An 18044-nucleotide genomic window follows, 5' to 3' on the forward strand; every position below is an offset into this window, starting at 1 on the left:
GCGCGTCACAGTGAAACAACAGCGTTTGCACTGAACGCCGTTCGAGCGCTACGATCAACTCGTATTCGGCAGGCCCGTTTCAGTGCTTACAAAACAGCTGCTCTACCACTGAGCTACGCCGGCCAGCGCGTCGTGAGTCTAGCTGCTCACGGTCCAGTCAACCGTTCCCGCCATGGTCATCGCCCGTGTCAGCCGGGCCGGAGTCGGGTCGGCGCAGCCGCTCGAGGCGGCGCCGCACCTCGGGGTCGATGCGACCCTCGAGCCGGTTGGCGAATGAGGACTCACTGCCGCGGCGCGAGTTGTGCCGGTCCATGTCCGCCTGCGCGCCGCGGACGAGCTGGCGGAGCGCCTCAGGTCCGATGACCGACGCGCCCATGGCCATGACCAGGTCACGCTGCAGCCGGTCGCCGGTGGCCACAGTCACGCTGCGTGCGTCGCCTCGGTGCGACGCGATCGACACGCGGCGCTCGATGACATGATCGGCCGTCTGCCCCTTGCTGCCGAAGACGACCGTGACACCGTCGATCTGCTCGCCGGCGCCGTGGTTGCGGGCGCGCCCGTGGGCGTCGAACACCACGGTGACATGTTCGCCAGTTGCCGCTGAATACCCGGCGAGCATATCGATGAGCCTACGGCGCGCCTCCTCGGCCTGACCCGACTTGATCAGGGGCGCCAGCTCAGGCCACGCATGAACGATGTTGTAGCCGTCGACGATGAGCTCAGCCACGGGTCATCGCTCGCGCGGCGCGAACCCTCGCTGGCGGGCGACCTCGTACAGGAGCACGGCCGCAGCCGCGCCGGCGTTGAGTGAGGACACCCGGCCCGCCAGCGGCAGCGACACCACGACGTCGCAATGGCGCCGGGTCAGCGCGCGCATCCCCTCCCCCTCGGCCCCGATGACCACCGCCACGGGCGCGGTGAAGTCGAAGCCGTCGTAGCGGGTGTCGCCGTCGGCCGCGAGGCCCACCACCCACAAGCCCGCCGCCTTGAGCTGCTCGAGCGCCTGGACCAGGTTGGTGACAACTGCGACTGGAACGTGCTCGGTGGCGCCGGCGGACGCCTTGGCCGCCGCGGCGGTGACGCCGGAGGCGCGGTGCCGCGGCAGCACCACACCGTCGGCGCCCACGGCGTCGGCGGTCCGGGTGATCGCCCCCAGGTTCTGCGGGTCCTGGATGCCGTCGAGGACCACGACGAGCTGCGGCGCGCGCGATTGCCCGATCAGCTCGTCGAGGCGCAGTGGCAGCCGTCCGTGGAAGTAGCCGGCGATCCCCTGGTGGTGCTCGGTGTGGGCGATGTCGTCGAGCCGCTTGCGCGAGCTCTCCTCCACCGCGATGCCTCGTTCGGCGGCCAGCCGGACGATCTCGTCCAGCCTGCCCTCCGCGCCGACGCCGGCGGCGATCACCAGCTTGCGCGCCGGCCGTCCCGCTCGCAGCGCCTCGAGCACGGGGTTGCGACCGTAGAGGATGTCCACACGCCGAGTATCGCCGAGCTATGACCGGCCAACCGAAGCGGGCGGTCGGGGGTTAAAAGCAGCGGAGCTCCGCCCTCCCTCCGCGAGGGCAGGTGGAGCTCCCGGTCTGCGTTGTGTCTAGGCGGTCGGTGGGGGTGGCGGGGTGCCTCCGCCGTACGTCGGCCCGGTGCCGGGAGCGCCGTATGCGCTGGTGACCGCCTGGGGCTCGCTCCGCTTCAGGAAGCCACCAACCGCAACGATGATCCCGGCGATCAGCCCGATGAACAGGCCGAAGCTCGGCCCAACGCTGTACCCGGGGCCTGAGCCGCTCGCGCCGCCGTAGGTCACCAGATATAGCACGGCCATTACAGCCAGGAAAATCCCGAGGATCAGGAAGAGAACCGCATCAGGCTGAGGCATCGTGGGCAATTGGACCGTCGGCACGAAGGTACGCAGCACGAACAACGCGAGTCCAACGAGCACTGCGATGAAAAAGAGCCATCCAGCCCAACCGCTCAGAGCACCAACCGAAGTGTTAAACGCGCCGCAACCAAACGATGTGGCGCCGGTACAGTTGAAGCTCGCGCTGTACCAGGGCAGGAACACGGCGATCAGCGCGACGATCAACCCAACGCCGATCGCGGCGTCACCGTTGGAGAAATTTCGTCCAGCAACTGCAGGCAAGTGGGACCCTCCTAGTCTGACGGCGCCGGGGTGGTCCCGGCGGCCGCAGTATACGGCCCTGAAGTCAGGTGATGGGGATGCCTGCGACAGCGGCTTTTCGCCCCACGCCGACTGTCAGGCGCGCATCGTCCGGCGCGCCAGCGGCCGGCTCAGACGGGCGGTGGCGCTGTGTGAGGGACCCCGGTGAGGTCGGCACGGCGAGTCAGGTAGTCGGCGCGGCTGATCTCACCGCGCACGTAGAGCAGCTCCAACTCGGTGACCGCCGGGCTGGGCATCGGTGGCGCCAGGGCACGGCGGCTTCGCACGGCCGCGAGGATCTCGCGGATGACCCAGACCGCAGCCAGGATCAGCAGGACGCCGAAGGCGAAGCGCAGTGTGATGGCCAGCACGGAGACGCCCGTGTCCATGCCACCGGGAAATCTCCCGGGACCGAAGTCGCCCACTCGATCCATCACCCACAGCCTCCGCACACCATCCGAGGGACTTCGTCACCTGATCATCGGCGTCCGACCTTGCAGACCGATGATCACGGTCAGTCTGTCAGAACCGGTGCCAGCGCTGACCGGCGGCGGTGTCGTCGACCGCAATTCCCGCCTCGGCGAGGCTGGCGCGCAGGCGGTCGGATTCGGCCCATTGGCGGGCGGCGCGGGCCGCCTCACGGGCATCGAGCAGGGCCTGCTCATCTGGCGTCAGCTCCGCTCCAGCGCGCTCGCGCTCGACCAGCGGGAGCACACCCAGCACGTCGTCGACCTCCTCGATGAGAGTGAGGATCTGCGCGTGGGTGGCGCCGCCCAACGCTCCACCGTCGAGCTCGCGGTTGAGCGACCGGATCATGGTGAAGATGGCGCCCATCGCCTCGGGCAGGTTGAGGTCGTCGTCCATCGCGGCCGCGAAGGCGTCGCGGGCCATGCTCACCCGCGTGTCGACCGCCCCGGGTTCCCCGTCAGCCCCAGCGCGCGGGGTGTGCGCGCGCACGCGCGCGCTGAAGTCGGCAAAGCGATCGACGGACTCGGTGGCCGCGTGCAGGGTGTCGTCGTAGTTGAGGGGCTTGCGGTAGTGCGCGGCCGCGATCAGCTGGTAGCGCAGCGCCGACGGACGCGCCCCGCCGTCGACGAGCTCGCGCACGGTGGCGAAGTTGCCCAGCGATTTGGCCATCTTCTCGCCCTCGATGTTGAGGTGCGCTCCGTGACACCAGATCTGGACGAAGGGCCGCCGGGTGGCCGCCACGCTCTGGGCAATCTCGTTCTCGTGGTGCGGGAAGATGTTGTCGACCCCCCCGCAGTGGATGTCGAAGGACTCACCGAGCAGGGCCATGCTCATCGCCGAGCATTCGATGTGCCACCCGGGCCGGCCACGGCCGATGCGCGTGTCCCAGCCGATCTCCTCATCGCCCGCCGCCTTCCAGAGCGCGAAGTCGCGCGCGTCGTCCTTGTCGTACTCGTCAGCGTCGACACGTCCGCCGCCACCCGCAACCAGGCCGTCGGCACGGACCCCGGAGAGGCGGCCGTACTGGGGGAAAGAGCTGATGTGGAAGTACACGCTGTCCTCGCTGCGGTAGGTGACGTCCGCTGCGTCGAGGCGTTCGATGAGCGCCACCATCTCGTCGATGTACTCGGTGGCGCGCGGGTAGTGGTGGGCGCGGCGGATGTTGAGCGTGTCGAGATCCTCAAAGAAGGCGGCGATCCAGGGAGCGGTCTCGCTGTCGAGGTCGTGGCCTGAGGCGACGGCGTTGCGGATGATCTTGTCCTCGACGTCGGTGAGGTTCATGACGTGGGTCACGCGCGCGAAACGCCGCTCCAGCCAGCGCCGCAGCACGTCCTCGAAGAGGAACGTGCGGAAGTTGCCGACGTGGGCGCGCGCGTACACGGTGGGTCCGCAGGTGTACACACGGACGTGCCCGTCCTCGAGCGGGATCACCTCGCGCAGCCGGCGCGTCATCGTGTCGTGCAGGCGCAGGGCCATGTCGCGACAGTCTATCGACGGCGGCTGGTCGCGACCTCCGCGGGCCGCTGCTCAGACGGGACGGCGCCCGCCTGCTCGCGACGGCTGATGATTTGGTCGATGAGGCCCCACTGCAACGCCTGTTCGGCGGTCATGAAGTTGTCGCGTTCGATGGCCTTAGCCACCTCCTCCTTGCTGCGACCGCAGTGACGCGCGTAGATCTCGACCATGACGTCGCGCTGGCGGAGGATCTCGCGCGCGTACACCTCGAGGTCGGCGGCGTTGCCCTGCAGGCCGCCGGACCAGGGCTGGTGAATCATGATCAGCGAGTTGGGCAGGGCGAGGCGCCGTCCCGCGCTGCCGGCGGCGAGCAGCAGGGAGCCGCCGCTGGCCGCCATGCCGAGACAGATCGTCGACACCGGTCCGCTGACGTACTGCACGGCGTCGTACATCGACATCGCCGCGGTGACGCTGCCACCCGGTGAGTTGATGTAGAGGTTGATGGGCTTGCCGGGGTCCTCGCTCTCAAGGAAGAGCAGCTGCGCGGTCACCAGGTTGGCGACCTCGTCGGTGATCTGGTCACCGAGGAATATGATGCGGTCGCGGAGGAGGCGCGAGTAGATGTCGTACGAGCGCTCGCCGCGCGAGGTCGACTCCACCACCGTGGGGATGACGCTCATCTGCTGCCCTCTCGCATTGGCACCGCGAAACCGATGCGCCGCCGCGCCGGCAGGGCGGCCGTGCTCGCCAGGTATGTGCTGAACTGCGCGACGGTCCGCAGCGCGTCGGCGTTGAGCGCAGCGGCGGCGAGCTGCAGTTGGGCACGCGGATCGGCCTCGCTGGCCCGGGCGTCGGTGAGGCTCTGCGGCGTCAGCTGCTCGGCGAAGTCCCCGTAGAGAAGGTGGAGCGGGAGGTCGAGCGCCGCGGCGATCCCGACAAGGCGCTCTGCGCTGACGTCCTTCCTGCCGCGCTCCACCTCGGAGAGGTGGGCCGGTGAGCAGTGGGCGGCGGCGGCGACGTCGGCGAGGGAACGACCGGCGAGCTCACGATGGCGTCGCAGCACCGATCCCTGCACGCGGCGGAGCGAGCCGGCGCGGGCGTGGTTCGGGGTGTGTTCGCTCTCAGCGTAATCCATTTCGCTGTAGGCGATGGTAGCACGGGCTGCCTGGCAGCGGGACGCCTTTCAGGAGGCGCGTTCGACGAGGACGACGGCGGAGGCGGCGATGCCCTCCGCGCGGCCGGTGAAACCAAGCCCGTCGCTGCTCGTGGCGGTGACCTGCAGCAGGTCGCGGTCGACGGCGAGCGCGGCCGCGCACGCCTCGCTCATCGCGGCGAGGTGCGCCGCCAGTCGCGGCTCCTCGGCGATCACCACCACGTGCGCCGAGAGGATGCTCACGCCCTGCGCGGAGAGGATCCGGGCCACGGCGGCCAGAAACTCCGCACCGGGGGTGTCGCGCCAGCGCTCCTCGCTCGACGGAAAGTGGCGGCCCATGTCGCCCTGGCCCGCCGCACCCAGCAGCGCGTCGCAGAGCGCGTGCACCACCACGTCGCCGTCCGAATGGCCGGCGAGGCCGCGATCGTGGTCAAGTTGGACGCAGCCGAGCAGCAGAGGCCGCCCGGCGGTGAGCCGGTGGGCGTCGACGCCGTGCCCGATGCGCAGCGTCACGCGCCGCCGGCCAGCAGGGCGCGCAGCAGCAGCAGGTCGCGCGGATGGGTCACCTTGAAATTGTCAGGGCTGCCGGGAACGATGTGGACTGCGGTACCGAGCGCCTCCACGAGCACCGCGTCGTCGTCGACGACAAGCGCGTTGGCGGTGGCGTGGCGGTGCCCTTCGACGAGCAGCTCACGGCGGAACGCCTGCGGGGTCTGGATCGCGTACAAGTCGTGGCGGTCGAGCGATTGCACGATCACGCCGCCGGCACCGCGCTTGATGCTGTCGACCACCGGCATCGCCACCGTGGCCGCGCCGTGCCGGCGTGCGACGGAGACGCAGTCGATGAAGAGCTGGGGAGCGCAGAGCGGCCGCGCCGCGTCGTGCACCGCGACGACGTCAGCGTCGCCGACGTGCTCGAGCGCCAGGCGAACGCTGTCCTGACGGCGGGTGCCGCCCGTGGTGAGCACCACCTCTGCAAATCCGGCGTCCCCGGCCAACGCGGCGATGAGCTCGTGACGGTCCTGCGGCGCGGCGATGACCACGCGATCGAAGGTCTTCGACGCGGCCGCCGCGGCAAGGGTGTGAGCCATGAGCGGCCGACCGCCCACGTCGGCGAAGAGCTTGTCCTGCCCCATCCTCCGGCCCCGCCCCGACGCGGGAATGATGAGGACCGCGCTCAGCGCGGTGCCGCCCGCGACCGCACCGCACGCCCGGTCCGCTGCGACGCGTCGGGGCCGTCCGTGGTGGCGAAGATCATCCGCCCGGCGGACGTCTGCAGGACCGAGGTGACCGTGGCGCGCACGGTGTCGCCCAGGCGGGCCTTGGCGTTCTCCACGACAACCATGGTGCCGTCGTCGAGGTAGCCGACGCCCTGGTGGAGCTCCTTGCCCTCGCGCACCACCGCGATGGAGATCTCCTCCCCGGCGCTGAGGATCGGCTTGAGCGCGTTGGCGAGGTCGTTGAGGTTGAGCACGCGCACCCCGGCGATGCGGGCGATCCGGTTGAGGTTGTGGTCGCTGGTCATGAGCACCGCCGAGCGCGCCACCGCCAGCTTGATGAGGCGGGCGTCGACCTCGGCGGCCTCGGGGAAGTCGAGGTCGGTGATCTCGCAGACGACGTCGTCGCGGCGCTGCAGCTCCTCGAGCACAGAGAGGCCGCGCCGGCCCCGCGCGCGGCGCAGCGGATCGCCCGAGTCGGCCACTCTCTGCAGCTCCTCGAGGACAAAGCCGGCGATGAGGAGGCGGCCCGGGACGAAGCCGGCCTTGGCCACCTCGGTGATGCGGCCGTCGATCAATGCCGACGTGTCCACCACCACCGGTGGACCGTCGATGGCGGCGCCCCCGGGCGCCTGCGCACCCGGTCGCGCGTCATCCCTCCCGCTGCGCAGCACCGCGGCGAACGCCTGGCGGCGGCGGGTCGCAGTGCGCGCACCGACGTTGACGAGCGCCACGGCGAGCACCAGCGACACGACAGTGCCGACGTGCAGCGGGAGCGGGCTGAGCAGGACGGCGACCAGCGCCGCGATGACGAGGCCACCGAGCACCCCGACCAGCGCGCCGAGGATCTGGGAGACCGGGGCCTGATTGAGCATGTGCTCCAGCCAAAGATACGGCTCGACAGTGAGCAGCGGCGCGGCCAGGGCCAGGGCGGCGGCGCCGACGATGGCGGTGCCGGCCAGGGTGATCGACGTGGCCACCTGGTCGTTGCCGAACACGCCAGGCGAGTTGCTGATCACGAAGCCCGCATAGAAGATGCCGACCACCACGCCGGTGATGGCGCCCACCACACGCGCGATGGCCCGGGCGCGACTGTGATCGGGCGCTTGTCCAGGCATTGTCGCTCGATCTAAGCACAGGCCCGGCAGCGGCGCCGGCTATGTCACCCCATCGCAACGGGGGCGCGGCGAGCGTCACCGCCGCTCATTCCGGGCGCAGGAGACCGATCGCGGCGGAGACCGTCGAGACCCGCTGGAGGCGGAGCCCTCGCGGGGCCGCCGAACGACCACCCTCGGGAATCACCGCAGCCACCTGGCCGAGCGCGTCTGCCTCGGCGAGCCGGGCGTCCAGGCGCGAGGCGCGGCGTACCTCGCCACCGAGCCCGACCTCCCCGAGCACGACGGTGTCGCGCGGAAGGACGCGGTTGCGGGCGGCACCGGCCAGCGCCAGGGCCACCCCGAGATCGACCGCCGGGTCAGACAGCCGGACGCCGCCGACCACGTTGAGGAAGACGTCGGCCTGGCCGAGCAAGACCCCGGCGCGCTTCTCAATCACCGCGATGAGGAGGTGGAGGCGGCCGAGGTCGAACCCCGAGCTGGTGCGCCGCGGCAGCCCGAACGAGGTGGGCGCCACCAGGGCCTGGATCTCTACCACGAGCGGCCGGGTGCCCTCGCAGGTGACCGTGAGGACGTTCCCCGGCACCGTCAGGCTGTTCTCGTCGAGGAATGCCCGCCCGGGCGCGTCCAGCTGGCGCAGCCCCTCCCCCTCCATGGTGAAGAGGCCGAGCTCCCCGGTGCTGCCGAACCGGTTCTTCACCCCGCGCAGCAGGCGGTGCTCACCGTGGCGCTCACCTTCCAGGTAGAGGACGACGTCGACCATGTGCTCGAGCGTGCGTGGCCCGGCGATGGCTCCGTCCTTGGTGACGTGGCCGACGAGCACGATTGGCACGCCTGTCTCCTTGGCAACGGTGAGCAGCCGGGCCACCGCCTCGCGCACGTGACCCGGGCTGCCCGGGGTGCCCGCCGCATCCGGGGCACTGACCGTCTGAATCGAGTCCACCACCGCCAGGGGCGGGCGAGCGCTGGCGATCGCGGCCGCGAGCCCGTCGAGGTCGGTCTCGGCCAGGACGGCGACCGAGGGCAACCGGCAGCCCAGCCGTTCGGCACGCATCGCCACCTGGGCCGCCGACTCCTCGCCGGCGCAGTACAGCACCGGGTCGTCGGCGCTGCCCATCCGCGCGGCCAGCTGCAGGGCCAGCGTCGACTTGCCAATGCCTGGGTCTCCGCCGAGGAGGATCAGCGAGCCAGCCACGACCCCGCCGCCGAGCACGCGGTCGAGCTCGTCGATGCCGGAGCGACGGCGCTGTCCGGTACCGTCCCCCACCCGATCGAGCCGCTGGGCCACGCCCGCGCGCAGCGGAGCCCGCGAGCGCAAGGTAAGGCCGGGCACAGCGGCCGCCTCGCCGACGGTGTTCCATGAGCCACAGCCGTCGCAGCGGCCCTGCCACTTTGGGGTGGTCGCCCCGCAGTCCGAGCAGACAAACAGCTGGCGCGGAACGCGGACGGCGGTCATGACGAGCTCGAGACGAACATCTGTTCGCTCATTGTCGACGGCAGGCGGCTCGCTGTCCAGCCCTGAGGGCGGTTCGTCCCGCGAGCGTCCGCGGCCTACTCAGCGGTGTCGGGACGGCGCTGCAGGGCCCCGATGCGCGTGAGGCGCCGCCAGCCCAGCAGCAGGACCCCCACCACCACCAGCAGCGGGAGCGCCGTGACCACACCCTCCAGGGCGGCGCCGGTGAGGTGGACGGCGTTGTCCCAGCCGCTGCCGACGCCGCTGCTCACCGGGTTGGTGGGTGGGACCGGGGCCACCGTGGTGCCGCGCTCGGACATCTGCACCGTCGCGGTGGACAGGTCGACGGAGGCGGTGAGCACGTTGAGCTGCCCCTGGTCGGTGTCCACCTCGGTCTGAACGGAGGCGATCTGCTGCTCGAGGCTGGTGATGTCGCCGAGCGAGATGGCCTTGGCGAGCAGCGCGTCGAGCGCCGCCAGGTGTGCGTGCGCCGAGGCGAGGCGGGCGTCTACGTCGACGAACTGGGCGGTGTGGTCGACAGCGGAGAAGTTGATCGATGACGCCACGAAGCCGGAGGGCATGCCGTTAAGGACGTCCGCGATCTTGGCGGTTGGAACCTTGAGGGTGACCGCGCCGCTGACGATGCGGCCGGCGCTGTCGGGCTGGGTGCTCGAGCTGACCACGTAGCCGCCCATGGCGACGCCGCGAGCGATCACGCCTTCGAAGGAGGTGAGGAAGGTTCCCGGCGCGACGGTGTAGGTGGCGTTGACCGAGCGCTCGATGTGGGAGCTCGGCGGTGTGCCCACGACGATCCCGGCGGTCTGTCCGGAAGCCGGACCCGCAGAGCCGCCCGAGGCACTGAGCTGGTCAGGGGCGACCGCGTGCCCGGCGGCCGGGGCGAAAGCCCCCGGGGCGCCCTGGGACGAGTACCCACCCGTGGTGGTGCCGGCGCTGGCGCAGCCGGCCAGCAACGCGGTCGCGAACAGGATGACGACGATCCGGCGCGTGGTCATGAGAGTTCCTCGATGAGTCGTGTGGCCGCCGCGGAGACGGTTCATGGGATGCCGTTCCCGGAGAGGACCGCGACAGCGCGGCCCGTCACCGCGTCGATGAGGACCAGCCGGGTGTGGCCAGCCGACGCTGCGGGTCCCGACTGCGCTCCGACCGGCACGTCGACCGCCCAGCACAGGCAGCTGGTCGGAGCCGCCGGAGCGGACAGTTCTGCGTCGGCAAGCACCGCAGGACCCGGCGTCCCCGCGCTGGGACCAGCCGCGGCGCTCGCCGCCTGTTGCGCCTGGGTGGCACTCAGCACCGCGGTTCCCAGTCCGGCGGGAGGAAGCAGCCGCACCCCATGCTGTGCGAGCAGGGCGGTGTCCACCCCCGGGTAGACAAAGCCCAGCGACTGCCGAGGCGCTGCGTTGGCCGGTCCAAACGTGGCCGCTCCCGCGGCGCCCGACGACAGCGCCGCTCCACCGCCATGCGGCAACGCGTGCGTTCCCACGAGGACGACCAGCGCGGCAGTCGCCAGCGCACCCGTGGCGCCGGCGAACCACCTCGCCATCGAGCGCCGCCGCACCGGCAGCGTCCGCGCGCTCATGTCGGCGACGCCTCGCGGGAGCGGGGTGGCCGTGGTCACCGCGAAGTAGCTCTGGAGCTGGTCACCGAGCTCGCCCGCGTCCGGCTTCGGATCAGACATTGGCCATCTCCTTGCGCATCGACGCCAGGGCGCGCGCCAGGTGGGTGCGCACCGAGCCGGCGCTGCAGCTCATCAGGTCCGCGCATTCGTCGACCGAATAGCCGTGGTGGTAGTGGAGGAAGATGGCCGCCCGCTGCCTGGTGGAGAGCTTGCCGTAGCTGCGATCCAGGTCGACCAGCCGTCCGTCGAAACGCGGGTCGGGCGGCGCTGCATCGTCCCTGTTGGCGGCGGCCCCGGGGCGCAGGCGTAGCCACTTGCGCCTGTTGATGCAGTGGTTCACGCAGATGCGCACCAGCCAGGTCGGCCGGGCGCCCTCATCGCGCAGCCTGTCCCAGCTCTTCCAGGCCTTGAGCATCGCGTCCTGGAGGGCGTCCTCGGCCTCAGCGTGGTCGCGCAGGATCGAGTAGGCAATCCCGTACAGGCGGCGCCGCTGCGCGTTGAGCAGCGCGTCGAAGCTCGCCTCCGCGCTCGTCGTGCGCGCAGCCGTCGGCATCATGAGGATCTCCTGCGCAGTGTCCACACGAAAATAGACACGCGCCGAGCCACATCTACTGACAAGGGCGAAGGGGGAACTGCTTGCGCCCCCGGCTCAGCGCCTGCGGGCGTATCCCCTCTGGCGACGCTGCGGGCGTTGCGGACGCTGCCGCTCGCTCGCCACCGCAGCGGCGGCCTCTGCCTCCGGGTCGTCGATGCGGCGGCGCAGGTCGGTGAGCCGGTCGCGGAGCTCCGCGGCGCGCTCGAACTCGAGGTCGCGCGCGGCGCGCTTCATCTCTCGCTCCACCTCCTTGGCGAGGCGGAGCAGCTCGTCGGGTGGGAGACCGGCCGACTCCTGGAACTCGGCGGCGTGCACGCTGAGGTCGTCGCGATGGGTCTCCATCTGGTAGACGGCCTTGACGATCGACAGCGGCGTGATCCCGTGCGCCTCGTTGTGCGCAGTCTGCACGACGCGGCGCCGGTCGGTCTCGGCGAGCGCCTGCTCCATTGCGTCGGAGCGGCGATCGGCGTACATGACCACGTGGCCGTTGACGTTGCGGGCGGCCCGGCCGATGGTCTGGATCAGCGAGCGATAGCCACGCAGGTAACCCTCCTTGTCGGCGTCGAGGATACCGATGAACGCCACCTCGGGGAGGTCGAGCCCCTCGCGCAGGAGGTTGATGCCGACCAAGACGTCGAAGACGCCGAGGCGCAGGTCGCGGATGATCTCGACCCGTTCGAGCGTGTCGATGTCGCTGTGCAGGTAGCGCACCCGCACCCCCGCCTCGCGCAGGTAGTCAGTGAGGTCCTCGGCCATCTTCTTGGTCAGCGTTGTGATCAGGCACCGTTCCTTGCGCTCGACGCGTCGAGCGATCTGCACGAGCAGGTCGTCGATCTGACCCTCGGACGGCTTCACCTCGACGGTGGGATCGACGAGGCCGGTCGGTCGGATGATCTGTTCGACGACCTTCAGCGAGTGCGTCTCCTCGTACTGGCCCGGGGTGGCGCTGACGTAGATCACCTGGTCCACCATCGAGTCCCATTCGGCAAAGGTGAGCGGGCGGTTGTCGAGTGCCGACGGGAGCCGGAAGCCGTACTCCACCAGCGGGATCTTGCGCGAGCGGTCACCACCGTGCATACCGCCGATCTGGGGCACCGCGACGTGCGACTCGTCGACGACCACCAGCGCGTCCTCGGGCAGGAAGTCGAGCAGGCAGAAGGGCCGCTCCCCCTCCGCGCGGCCACTGAGGTGGCGCGAGTAGTTCTCGATGCCGGCGCACGTGCCGGTCTCCTGCATCATCTCCATGTCGAAGTTGGTGCGCTGCAGCAGACGCTGCGCCTCAAGTAGGCGTCCGCGCGACTCCAGCTCGGCGACGCGCTCGGCGAGCTCCTCGCGGATGCGTTCGAGCGCGCTCTTCATCTGCTCCTGCGGGGTGACGTAGTGCGACGCGGGGAAGACGGTGAACTCCTCGCGGTGAGCGAGGATCTCGCCGGTCAGCGGGTCGAACTCCTTGATCGACTCGATCTCGTCGCCGAAGAACTCGATGCGGGTGGCCACCTCCTCATAGGCCGGTTGCACGTCGAGCACGTCGCCCCGCACCCGGAACTTGGAGCGGCCGAAGTCGACATCGTTGCGCGAGTACTGCAGGTCGGCGAGCTTGCGGAGCAGGATGTCGCGCCGCCACGTCTCACCCTTGCCCACCTTGAGCGACTCACCCAGGTAGTTCTCCGGCGAGCCGATACCGTAGATGCAGGAGATCGACGCCACCACGATGACGTCGCGGCGGGTCAGCAGCGCACGCGTGGCGCTGTTGCGCAGCCGGTCGATCTCGTCGTTGCGCGACGAGTCCTTCTCGATGTACGTGTCGGTGCGCGGGATGTACGCCTCGGGCTGGTAGAAGTCGTAGAAGGAGACGAAGTACTCGACCGCGTTGTTGGGGAAGAACTCACGGAACTCCGCCCACAGCTGCGCTGCCAGCGTCTTGTTCGGTGAGAGCACCAGAATGGGACGCTGGAGGCGCTCGGCGAGGTGGGCGATCGTGAACGTCTTTCCCGAGCCGGTGACGCCGAGCAGGGTCTGCTCGCGCAGGCCGTCGCCGACGCCGCGCTCGAGGGCGTCGATGGCCGCCGGCTGGTCACCGGCGGGCGCGAAGGACGAGACGATCTCCAGCTCTGGCACGGATCTCAGTCTACCGGGAGCCTCGCGGCGGTCCGCCCCCGGTCTCAGGCCGTCCTCACCGCCGTGTACACCTCCTCCAGGCGCGCCCCGATCCGCTCCCACGAGTGACGCTCGCGAACCCAGCGGTGGGCGGTGCGCCCAAGCTCATCGCGGCGCGTCGGCTCGTCGTTGAGGTGGAGGCAGAGTCGCACCATGCCGGCCACATCGCCGGGGTCGACCAGCAGGCTGCGCTCGGCGGTGGCGTCGCGGAGCCCGTCGACGTCGTAGCCCACCACCACCGCACCGCGTCCCTGCGCCTCGAGGGCGACCAGCCCGAGGCCCTCGTAGCGGGACGGCAGGAGGACCAGCGACGCCTCCGCGTACTCGCGGGCCAGCCGCTCGTCGTCGACGCGGCCGGCAACGGTCAGCGCGGCGACACCGGCCGCGGCCGCGCGCACCCTGTCGGCGAGGCGCCCGCCGCCGACCACTGTCGCGGTGACACCCGGCCGCCGCGCGATCACCTCGCGCATCACCGCGATGGCCTCGAGCACCCCCTTCTCCGGTTCCCAGCGGCCCGCGAAGAGCAGCCGGAAACCGGCGCGGGGCGACGGTGGCCGGGCCGGTACGTCGACGCCAGGCGCCAGCACCTCGACGCGCTCGCGTGCCACCCCCAGCTCGCGCACCGCGGCCGCCGTCGACGGCGAGATGGCGAGGACAGTCGACGCGGCGCGGTAGGCGCGCCCTTCCAGAGGTGACAGCAATCGACGCAGTGAGGCGCGGCCGTGGGCCATGCGGTAGGTGTGATTGGCTGTGTAGACGAGCGGTACGTCGAGCTTGCGCAGCAGGAGCACGCCACCCGGTCCACCGAGCGCATGCACCACGTCGGGGTGGGATGCACTGATGAGCCACGGATGACGGTTGACGTGGACCGAGAAGTCGAGTGGCGCGCGTCCGGTGACCCGCGGGTACCGCTGCGCGTGCTCGCCGCGGCCGCCGACCGTGCTGACGTCGTGTCCCCGGGCCGTCACCGCCGCGCGCATGCCGCGCAGCTCGACGCCCTGGCCACCGAGTGGTGGCTCATCGTCGTAGCTGACAAAGGTGACCCGGGTCATTTCTGACAGGTGGGACACCACACGGTGGTCCGCCCCGCGACGGTTGCGTGGCGGAGGATCGCGCCGCAGCGCAGGCAAGGGCGGCCGCCGCGCCCGTACACCTGCAGGCGCTCCTGGTTGGTGCCCTTGGCGTTCCAGAGATCGCGGTAGTCGTCGATGCTGCTGCCGCGGTTACGAATCGCCGAGAGCAACACCGCGGGGATCGCGTCGTGCAGCGCGGCCCGCTGGACGCGGGTCAGGGTGTGGCAGCGGTGCTGCGGCCGCACCCCGGCGAGGTGGCACGCCTCGTCGATGTAGATGTTGCCCAGCCCGGCAACACCGCGCTGGTCGAGCAGGGCCGCCTTGACGGTGCGCGTCGTCGAGCGCAAGACGGCGTCGAGGCGAGTGGCGGTGAACTCGTCCGACAGAGGCTCCACACCGAGGACCGGGAGCACGCGCGAGTCCTCGAGCACGGCGCGCGGGCCGAGGAGGATGCGACCGAAGCGGCGCGCGTCGTCGTAACGCAGCTCGCGGCCGTCGTCGAGCGTGGCACGCAGATGGGTGTGTTTGGGCGCCGGGACGTCGGGGTCGCAGACCCGCAGGTGGCCGGTCATACCGAGATGGAACACCAGGTCCTCACCGCTGCGCAGCTCGCAGAGTATGAACTTGCCCCGGCGCGTCACCGCGTCGACATGCTGGCCGGGGAACACCGCTCTGAACACGTCGGGCACGGGGAAGCGCAGCACTTTAGGATGGCCGAGCTGCACCGCCATCACCTGCCGTCCCACCAGCGCGGCGCGCAGGTCGCGCGCCACCGTCTCGACCTCAGGTAGCTCCGGCACTCGCGGTCTCGCGCAGAGGTGTCATCTCCTGCCAGTTCTGGCCGATCTTGACGTCGACGACGAGCGGCACCACCAGCTCGGCGGCTCCCCCCATCGCATCGCGGACCAGCGCCACTGCGTGGTCGACCTCGTCGGCGGGACATTCGAGCACCAGCTCATCGTGGACCTGGAGCAGGAGTCGCGAGCGTACCCCGGCGTCTCGCACCGCGGCGTCACAACGGATCATCGCCAGCTTCATGATGTCCGCGGCCGCGCCCTGGATAGGCATGTTGACCGCCATCCTCTCGGCGGCGCTGCGCAGCTGACGGTTGGCGGCGCGGATGTCGGACAGGTGACGGCGCCGACCCATGAAGGTCTCCACCCAGCCCCACTCGCGCGCGTGCATGCGGGTGCGTTCAAGGTAACGAGTGACGGCCGGGAAGCTGTCGAAGTACTTGTCGATGAAGACGCGCGCCGCCTCCTGGTCCATGCCGGTGTCGCGGGCAAGCCCGAAGTCGGACAGGCCGTACACGACGCCGAAGTTGACCACCTTGGCGATGCGCCGCTGATCTGGGGTCACCGCCTCCGGGGGCACGTCGTAGACCTCGGCGGCGGTGCGCCGATGGATGTCTTCGCCACGCTCGAAGGCGGCGATCAGCTCCTGCTCGCCGCTCACGTGGGCGAGCACGCGCAGCTCGATCTGCGAGTAGTCGGCGCTGACCAGCTGTTGGCCGGGGTCGGCCACGAACGCGTGGCGGATGCGCCCGCCCCACGCCGTCCGCACCGGCACGTTCTGCAGGTTGGGGTCGGCCGAGCTGAGCCGACCGGTGGACGCCACCGCCTGGTTGAACGATGTGTGGACGCGCCCATCGGCTGCACAGAGGAGCGGCAGCGCGTCGACGTACGTGCTCTTCAGCTTGGTGAGCTGGCGCCACTCGAGGATGACGTCGACCACTGGGTGCTCGCCGCGCAGCGACTCGAGGCTGTCGGCGTCGGTGCTGCGACCGGTCTTGGTGCGCCGGCCCGCGGCCAGGCCGAGGTTGTCGTAGAGGAAGGTAGCCAGCTGCTGCGTGGAGCCCGGGTTGAAGGTGTACCCCGCCGTCTCGGCGACGATGGCCTCGAGTTCGCTGATGCGCCTCTGCAGCTCGCCGGACAGCTCGGCGAGCTCGTCGCAGTCGACCCGGATGCCCACGCGCTCCATCGCCGCGAGGATTGGGATGAGCGGCATCTCGACCGTCTCGAAGAGCGCGTTGAGCGTGCCCTCGTCGAGCTGTGGGCGGAGCGCGGTGCGGACGGGGGGGACCAGGGCCACCAGGTTGCCGTAGTACTGCGCTGCCTCGTCCACCGGCACGGCCGACACCCGGCGGCGTGCCCGACCGCTGCCGAGCAGGATGTCCTCCGGCTGTTCGGTGAGCCCGCAGAGGTCGTGGCCGAGAACGGTCAGCGACGGCACCCGGGTGCGCGTGGTGATGCAGAGGTAGGCGGCGAGCATGCAGTCGAAGCCAAGGGCGCCGACCTCGACGCCGCGTGACGTCCACGCCAGCAGGTCCTGCTTGAGGTCGTAGCCGTGCTTGAGGATCGAGTCATCGCCGAGCAGCCGCGCCACGACGTCGAGAACGCCGTCGGGAGCGTTGCCGTCCTCGTGGCCGACCGCGATGTAGTACGAGGGGTCAGGCGAGTCCATCGAGGTGAGCGCGACACCGGCGACCCCGCCGCGGCGCGCGCTGCCGTCGAGGACGGTGCGCACGGCGATCCCACCGCCGGCGCGCAGCCGCGCGGCCATCTCCTCGGCGTGCGCCGCGCTGTCGACCACCACGACGTCAACCGCCTGCGGGACGGCGTCGAAGACCAACGCCGCCTGACCGTTGGCGGCCGGGGCCGGAGTGGCGCCCTGCGCCGTCCATGCCGGCGCGCCGTAGGTGGGAATGCGCCCGAGCAGCGAGCGGAACTCGAGACGATCGAACACCGCGCGGACGGCGACGTCGTCGTGCGGGCCCAGTCGCGACCCCTCGATGTCGAGCGTGATGTCCATATCGAGCTGGATGGTCGCCAGCTGCTTGCTGAGGCGGGCCTGGTCGGCGTGCTCGGTGAGCAGCCGCTTGACCTTCCCCTCCTTCATGCCCGACACCGCCTCGAGGATGGACTCGAGCGGACCGTGCTCCTGGACCAGGCTCATCGCCGTCTTGTCACCGATGCCCGGCACGCCGGGAATGTTGTCGGTGATGTCGCCGCGCAGTGACTTGAAGTCGACCACGAGCGGCGGTTTGAAGCCGTAGCGCTCGAACACCCGGTCGACGTCATACACGATGGTGTCCGAGATACCGCGACGATTGGCAAAAACACGGACGTGGTCGGTGACCAGTTGGAGGGCGTCGAGGTCTCCGGTGACGATGATCACGTCAAGACCTGCCTTCTCGCCCTGCACGCTGAGCGTGCCGATGACGTCATCCGCCTCGAAGGTGGGCACCTCGATGATGGGGATGCCCAGCGCCTCGACGACATCACGGCACCAGGGGAACTGGGGGATGAGGTCGTCCGGCGTCGGCTTGCGTCCGGCCTTGTAGGTGGAGTCCTGCTCGTGGCGGAAGGTGCGTCCCGGCGGGTCGAACGCGGCCACCGCATGGGTCGGCTGATGGTCGCCCAGCGCCTTGAGCAACATCGAGGTGAAGCCGTAGGCGGCGTTGGTCACCTCGCCGCGGCTGTTGGTCAGCGCGGGCATCGCGAAGAACGCGCGATAGACGAGCGAATGGCCGTCGATGAGCAGGAGAGTGTCGCGTCCCACAGCAGGCTA

18 protein-coding genes are annotated in these 18044 nt (G+C 70.4%); all 18 read right to left on the reverse strand.

Annotated elements, in window-relative coordinates; genetic code table 11:
* Window positions 1–157: 157 nt before the first annotated feature.
* The gene (locus tag JF886_RS02150) at window positions 158–727 is read right to left on the reverse strand and encodes an NYN domain-containing protein (RefSeq protein WP_337309140.1); all 570 of its coding nucleotides are present in this window, start codon (window positions 725–727) and stop codon (window positions 158–160) included.
* A gap of 3 nt (window positions 728–730) precedes the next feature.
* Window positions 731–1471 carry a 23S rRNA (guanosine(2251)-2'-O)-methyltransferase RlmB gene (gene rlmB, locus JF886_RS02155; protein WP_337309143.1) on the reverse strand — a complete coding sequence of 247 codons (741 nt, stop codon included), beginning with the start codon at window positions 1469–1471 and terminating at the stop codon, window positions 731–733.
* Window positions 1472–1588: 117 nt separating this feature from the next.
* The gene (locus tag JF886_RS02160) at window positions 1589–1870 is read right to left on the reverse strand and encodes a TMEM199/VMA12 family protein (protein WP_337309146.1); all 282 of its coding nucleotides are present in this window, start codon (window positions 1868–1870) and stop codon (window positions 1589–1591) included.
* Between the two features lie 413 nt (window positions 1871–2283).
* On the reverse strand, window positions 2284–2586 hold the full coding sequence (locus JF886_RS02165) for a hypothetical protein (RefSeq protein ID WP_337309148.1): 303 nt from the start codon (window positions 2584–2586) through the stop codon (window positions 2284–2286).
* An 88-nt stretch (window positions 2587–2674) separates the two neighbouring features.
* The gene (gene cysS / locus JF886_RS02170) at window positions 2675–4096 is read right to left on the reverse strand and encodes a cysteine--tRNA ligase (RefSeq protein WP_337309150.1); all 1422 of its coding nucleotides are present in this window, start codon (window positions 4094–4096) and stop codon (window positions 2675–2677) included.
* Window positions 4097–4107: 11 nt separating this feature from the next.
* Window positions 4108–4755, reverse strand: coding sequence for an ATP-dependent Clp protease proteolytic subunit (locus tag JF886_RS02175; RefSeq protein ID WP_337309153.1), 648 nt, complete (start codon window positions 4753–4755; stop codon window positions 4108–4110).
* Entirely contained in the window at window positions 4752–5210 is a 459-nt protein-coding gene (locus JF886_RS02180; RefSeq protein WP_337309155.1) for a helix-turn-helix domain-containing protein, read from the reverse strand. The genes JF886_RS02175 and JF886_RS02180 overlap by 4 nt, the downstream gene beginning before the upstream one ends.
* Window positions 5211–5258: 48 nt before the next feature.
* Complete coding sequence (ispF, locus tag JF886_RS02185; RefSeq protein WP_337309157.1) at window positions 5259–5741, reverse strand: 2-C-methyl-D-erythritol 2,4-cyclodiphosphate synthase; 483 nt, start codon at window positions 5739–5741, stop codon at window positions 5259–5261.
* A complete protein-coding gene (gene ispD, locus JF886_RS02190; protein WP_337309222.1) occupies window positions 5738–6409 on the reverse strand; it encodes a 2-C-methyl-D-erythritol 4-phosphate cytidylyltransferase in 672 nt (223 codons plus the stop codon). The genes ispF and ispD overlap by 4 nt, the downstream gene beginning before the upstream one ends.
* Entirely contained in the window at window positions 6406–7563 is a 1158-nt protein-coding gene (locus tag JF886_RS02195) for a PIN/TRAM domain-containing protein (protein WP_337309159.1), read from the reverse strand. Before JF886_RS02195 ends, ispD begins: the two co-directional genes overlap by 4 nt.
* A gap of 85 nt (window positions 7564–7648) precedes the next feature.
* Complete coding sequence (radA, locus tag JF886_RS02200; protein WP_337309161.1) at window positions 7649–9016, reverse strand: DNA repair protein RadA; 1368 nt, start codon at window positions 9014–9016, stop codon at window positions 7649–7651.
* A gap of 95 nt (window positions 9017–9111) precedes the next feature.
* Window positions 9112–10026: a DUF4349 domain-containing protein gene (locus JF886_RS02205; protein WP_337309163.1), complete on the reverse strand. Its 915-nt coding sequence runs from the start codon at window positions 10024–10026 to the stop codon at window positions 9112–9114.
* A 41-nt stretch (window positions 10027–10067) separates the two neighbouring features.
* Window positions 10068–10709, reverse strand: coding sequence for a hypothetical protein (locus JF886_RS02210; RefSeq protein WP_337309165.1), 642 nt, complete (start codon window positions 10707–10709; stop codon window positions 10068–10070).
* Window positions 10702–11205, reverse strand: coding sequence for an RNA polymerase sigma factor (locus tag JF886_RS02215; protein WP_337309167.1), 504 nt, complete (start codon window positions 11203–11205; stop codon window positions 10702–10704). The genes JF886_RS02210 and JF886_RS02215 overlap by 8 nt, the downstream gene beginning before the upstream one ends.
* A gap of 93 nt (window positions 11206–11298) precedes the next feature.
* The gene (uvrB, locus tag JF886_RS02220; RefSeq protein WP_337309168.1) at window positions 11299–13362 is read right to left on the reverse strand and encodes an excinuclease ABC subunit UvrB; all 2064 of its coding nucleotides are present in this window, start codon (window positions 13360–13362) and stop codon (window positions 11299–11301) included.
* A 44-nt stretch (window positions 13363–13406) separates the two neighbouring features.
* Window positions 13407–14453 (reverse strand): glycosyltransferase family 4 protein, encoded by a 1047-nt coding sequence (locus tag JF886_RS02225; RefSeq protein ID WP_337309169.1) that lies wholly within the window; start codon window positions 14451–14453, stop codon window positions 13407–13409.
* Window positions 14450–15274 (reverse strand): bifunctional DNA-formamidopyrimidine glycosylase/DNA-(apurinic or apyrimidinic site) lyase, encoded by an 825-nt coding sequence (gene mutM, locus JF886_RS02230; protein ID WP_337309171.1) that lies wholly within the window; start codon window positions 15272–15274, stop codon window positions 14450–14452. Before mutM ends, JF886_RS02225 begins: the two co-directional genes overlap by 4 nt.
* Window positions 15258–18035: a DNA polymerase I gene (gene polA / locus JF886_RS02235; RefSeq protein ID WP_337309173.1), complete on the reverse strand. Its 2778-nt coding sequence runs from the start codon at window positions 18033–18035 to the stop codon at window positions 15258–15260. The genes mutM and polA overlap by 17 nt, the downstream gene beginning before the upstream one ends.
* Window positions 18036–18044: the final 9 nt, after the last annotated feature.

Source organism: Candidatus Aeolococcus gillhamiae (genome assembly GCF_016464765.1).
GTDB classification, from domain to species: domain Bacteria; phylum Chloroflexota; class Dormibacteria; order Aeolococcales; family Aeolococcaceae; genus Aeolococcus; species Aeolococcus gillhamiae.

What these genes read in the sequence shown, in the direction of transcription:
- JF886_RS02160 (WP_337309146.1), bottom strand. Translation starts at nt 1,870, where the DNA reads ATGCCTCAGCCTGATGCGGTTCTCTTCCTGATCCTCGGGATTTTCCTG.
- JF886_RS02165 (WP_337309148.1), bottom strand. Translation starts at nt 2,586, where the DNA reads ATGGATCGAGTGGGCGACTTCGGTCCCGGGAGATTTCCCGGTGGCATG.
- cysS (WP_337309150.1), bottom strand. Translation starts at nt 4,096, where the DNA reads ATGGCCCTGCGCCTGCACGACACGATGACGCGCCGGCTGCGCGAGGTG.
- JF886_RS02175 (WP_337309153.1), bottom strand. Translation starts at nt 4,755, where the DNA reads ATGAGCGTCATCCCCACGGTGGTGGAGTCGACCTCGCGCGGCGAGCGC.
- JF886_RS02180 (WP_337309155.1), bottom strand. Translation starts at nt 5,210, where the DNA reads ATGGATTACGCTGAGAGCGAACACACCCCGAACCACGCCCGCGCCGGC.
- JF886_RS02195 (WP_337309159.1), bottom strand. Translation starts at nt 7,563, where the DNA reads ATGCCTGGACAAGCGCCCGATCACAGTCGCGCCCGGGCCATCGCGCGT.
- radA (WP_337309161.1), bottom strand. Translation starts at nt 9,016, where the DNA reads ATGACCGCCGTCCGCGTTCCGCGCCAGCTGTTTGTCTGCTCGGACTGC.
- JF886_RS02205 (WP_337309163.1), bottom strand. Translation starts at nt 10,026, where the DNA reads ATGACCACGCGCCGGATCGTCGTCATCCTGTTCGCGACCGCGTTGCTG.
- JF886_RS02210 (WP_337309165.1), bottom strand. Translation starts at nt 10,709, where the DNA reads ATGTCTGATCCGAAGCCGGACGCGGGCGAGCTCGGTGACCAGCTCCAG.
- JF886_RS02215 (WP_337309167.1), bottom strand. Translation starts at nt 11,205, where the DNA reads ATGATGCCGACGGCTGCGCGCACGACGAGCGCGGAGGCGAGCTTCGAC.
- JF886_RS02225 (WP_337309169.1), bottom strand. Translation starts at nt 14,453, where the DNA reads ATGACCCGGGTCACCTTTGTCAGCTACGACGATGAGCCACCACTCGGT.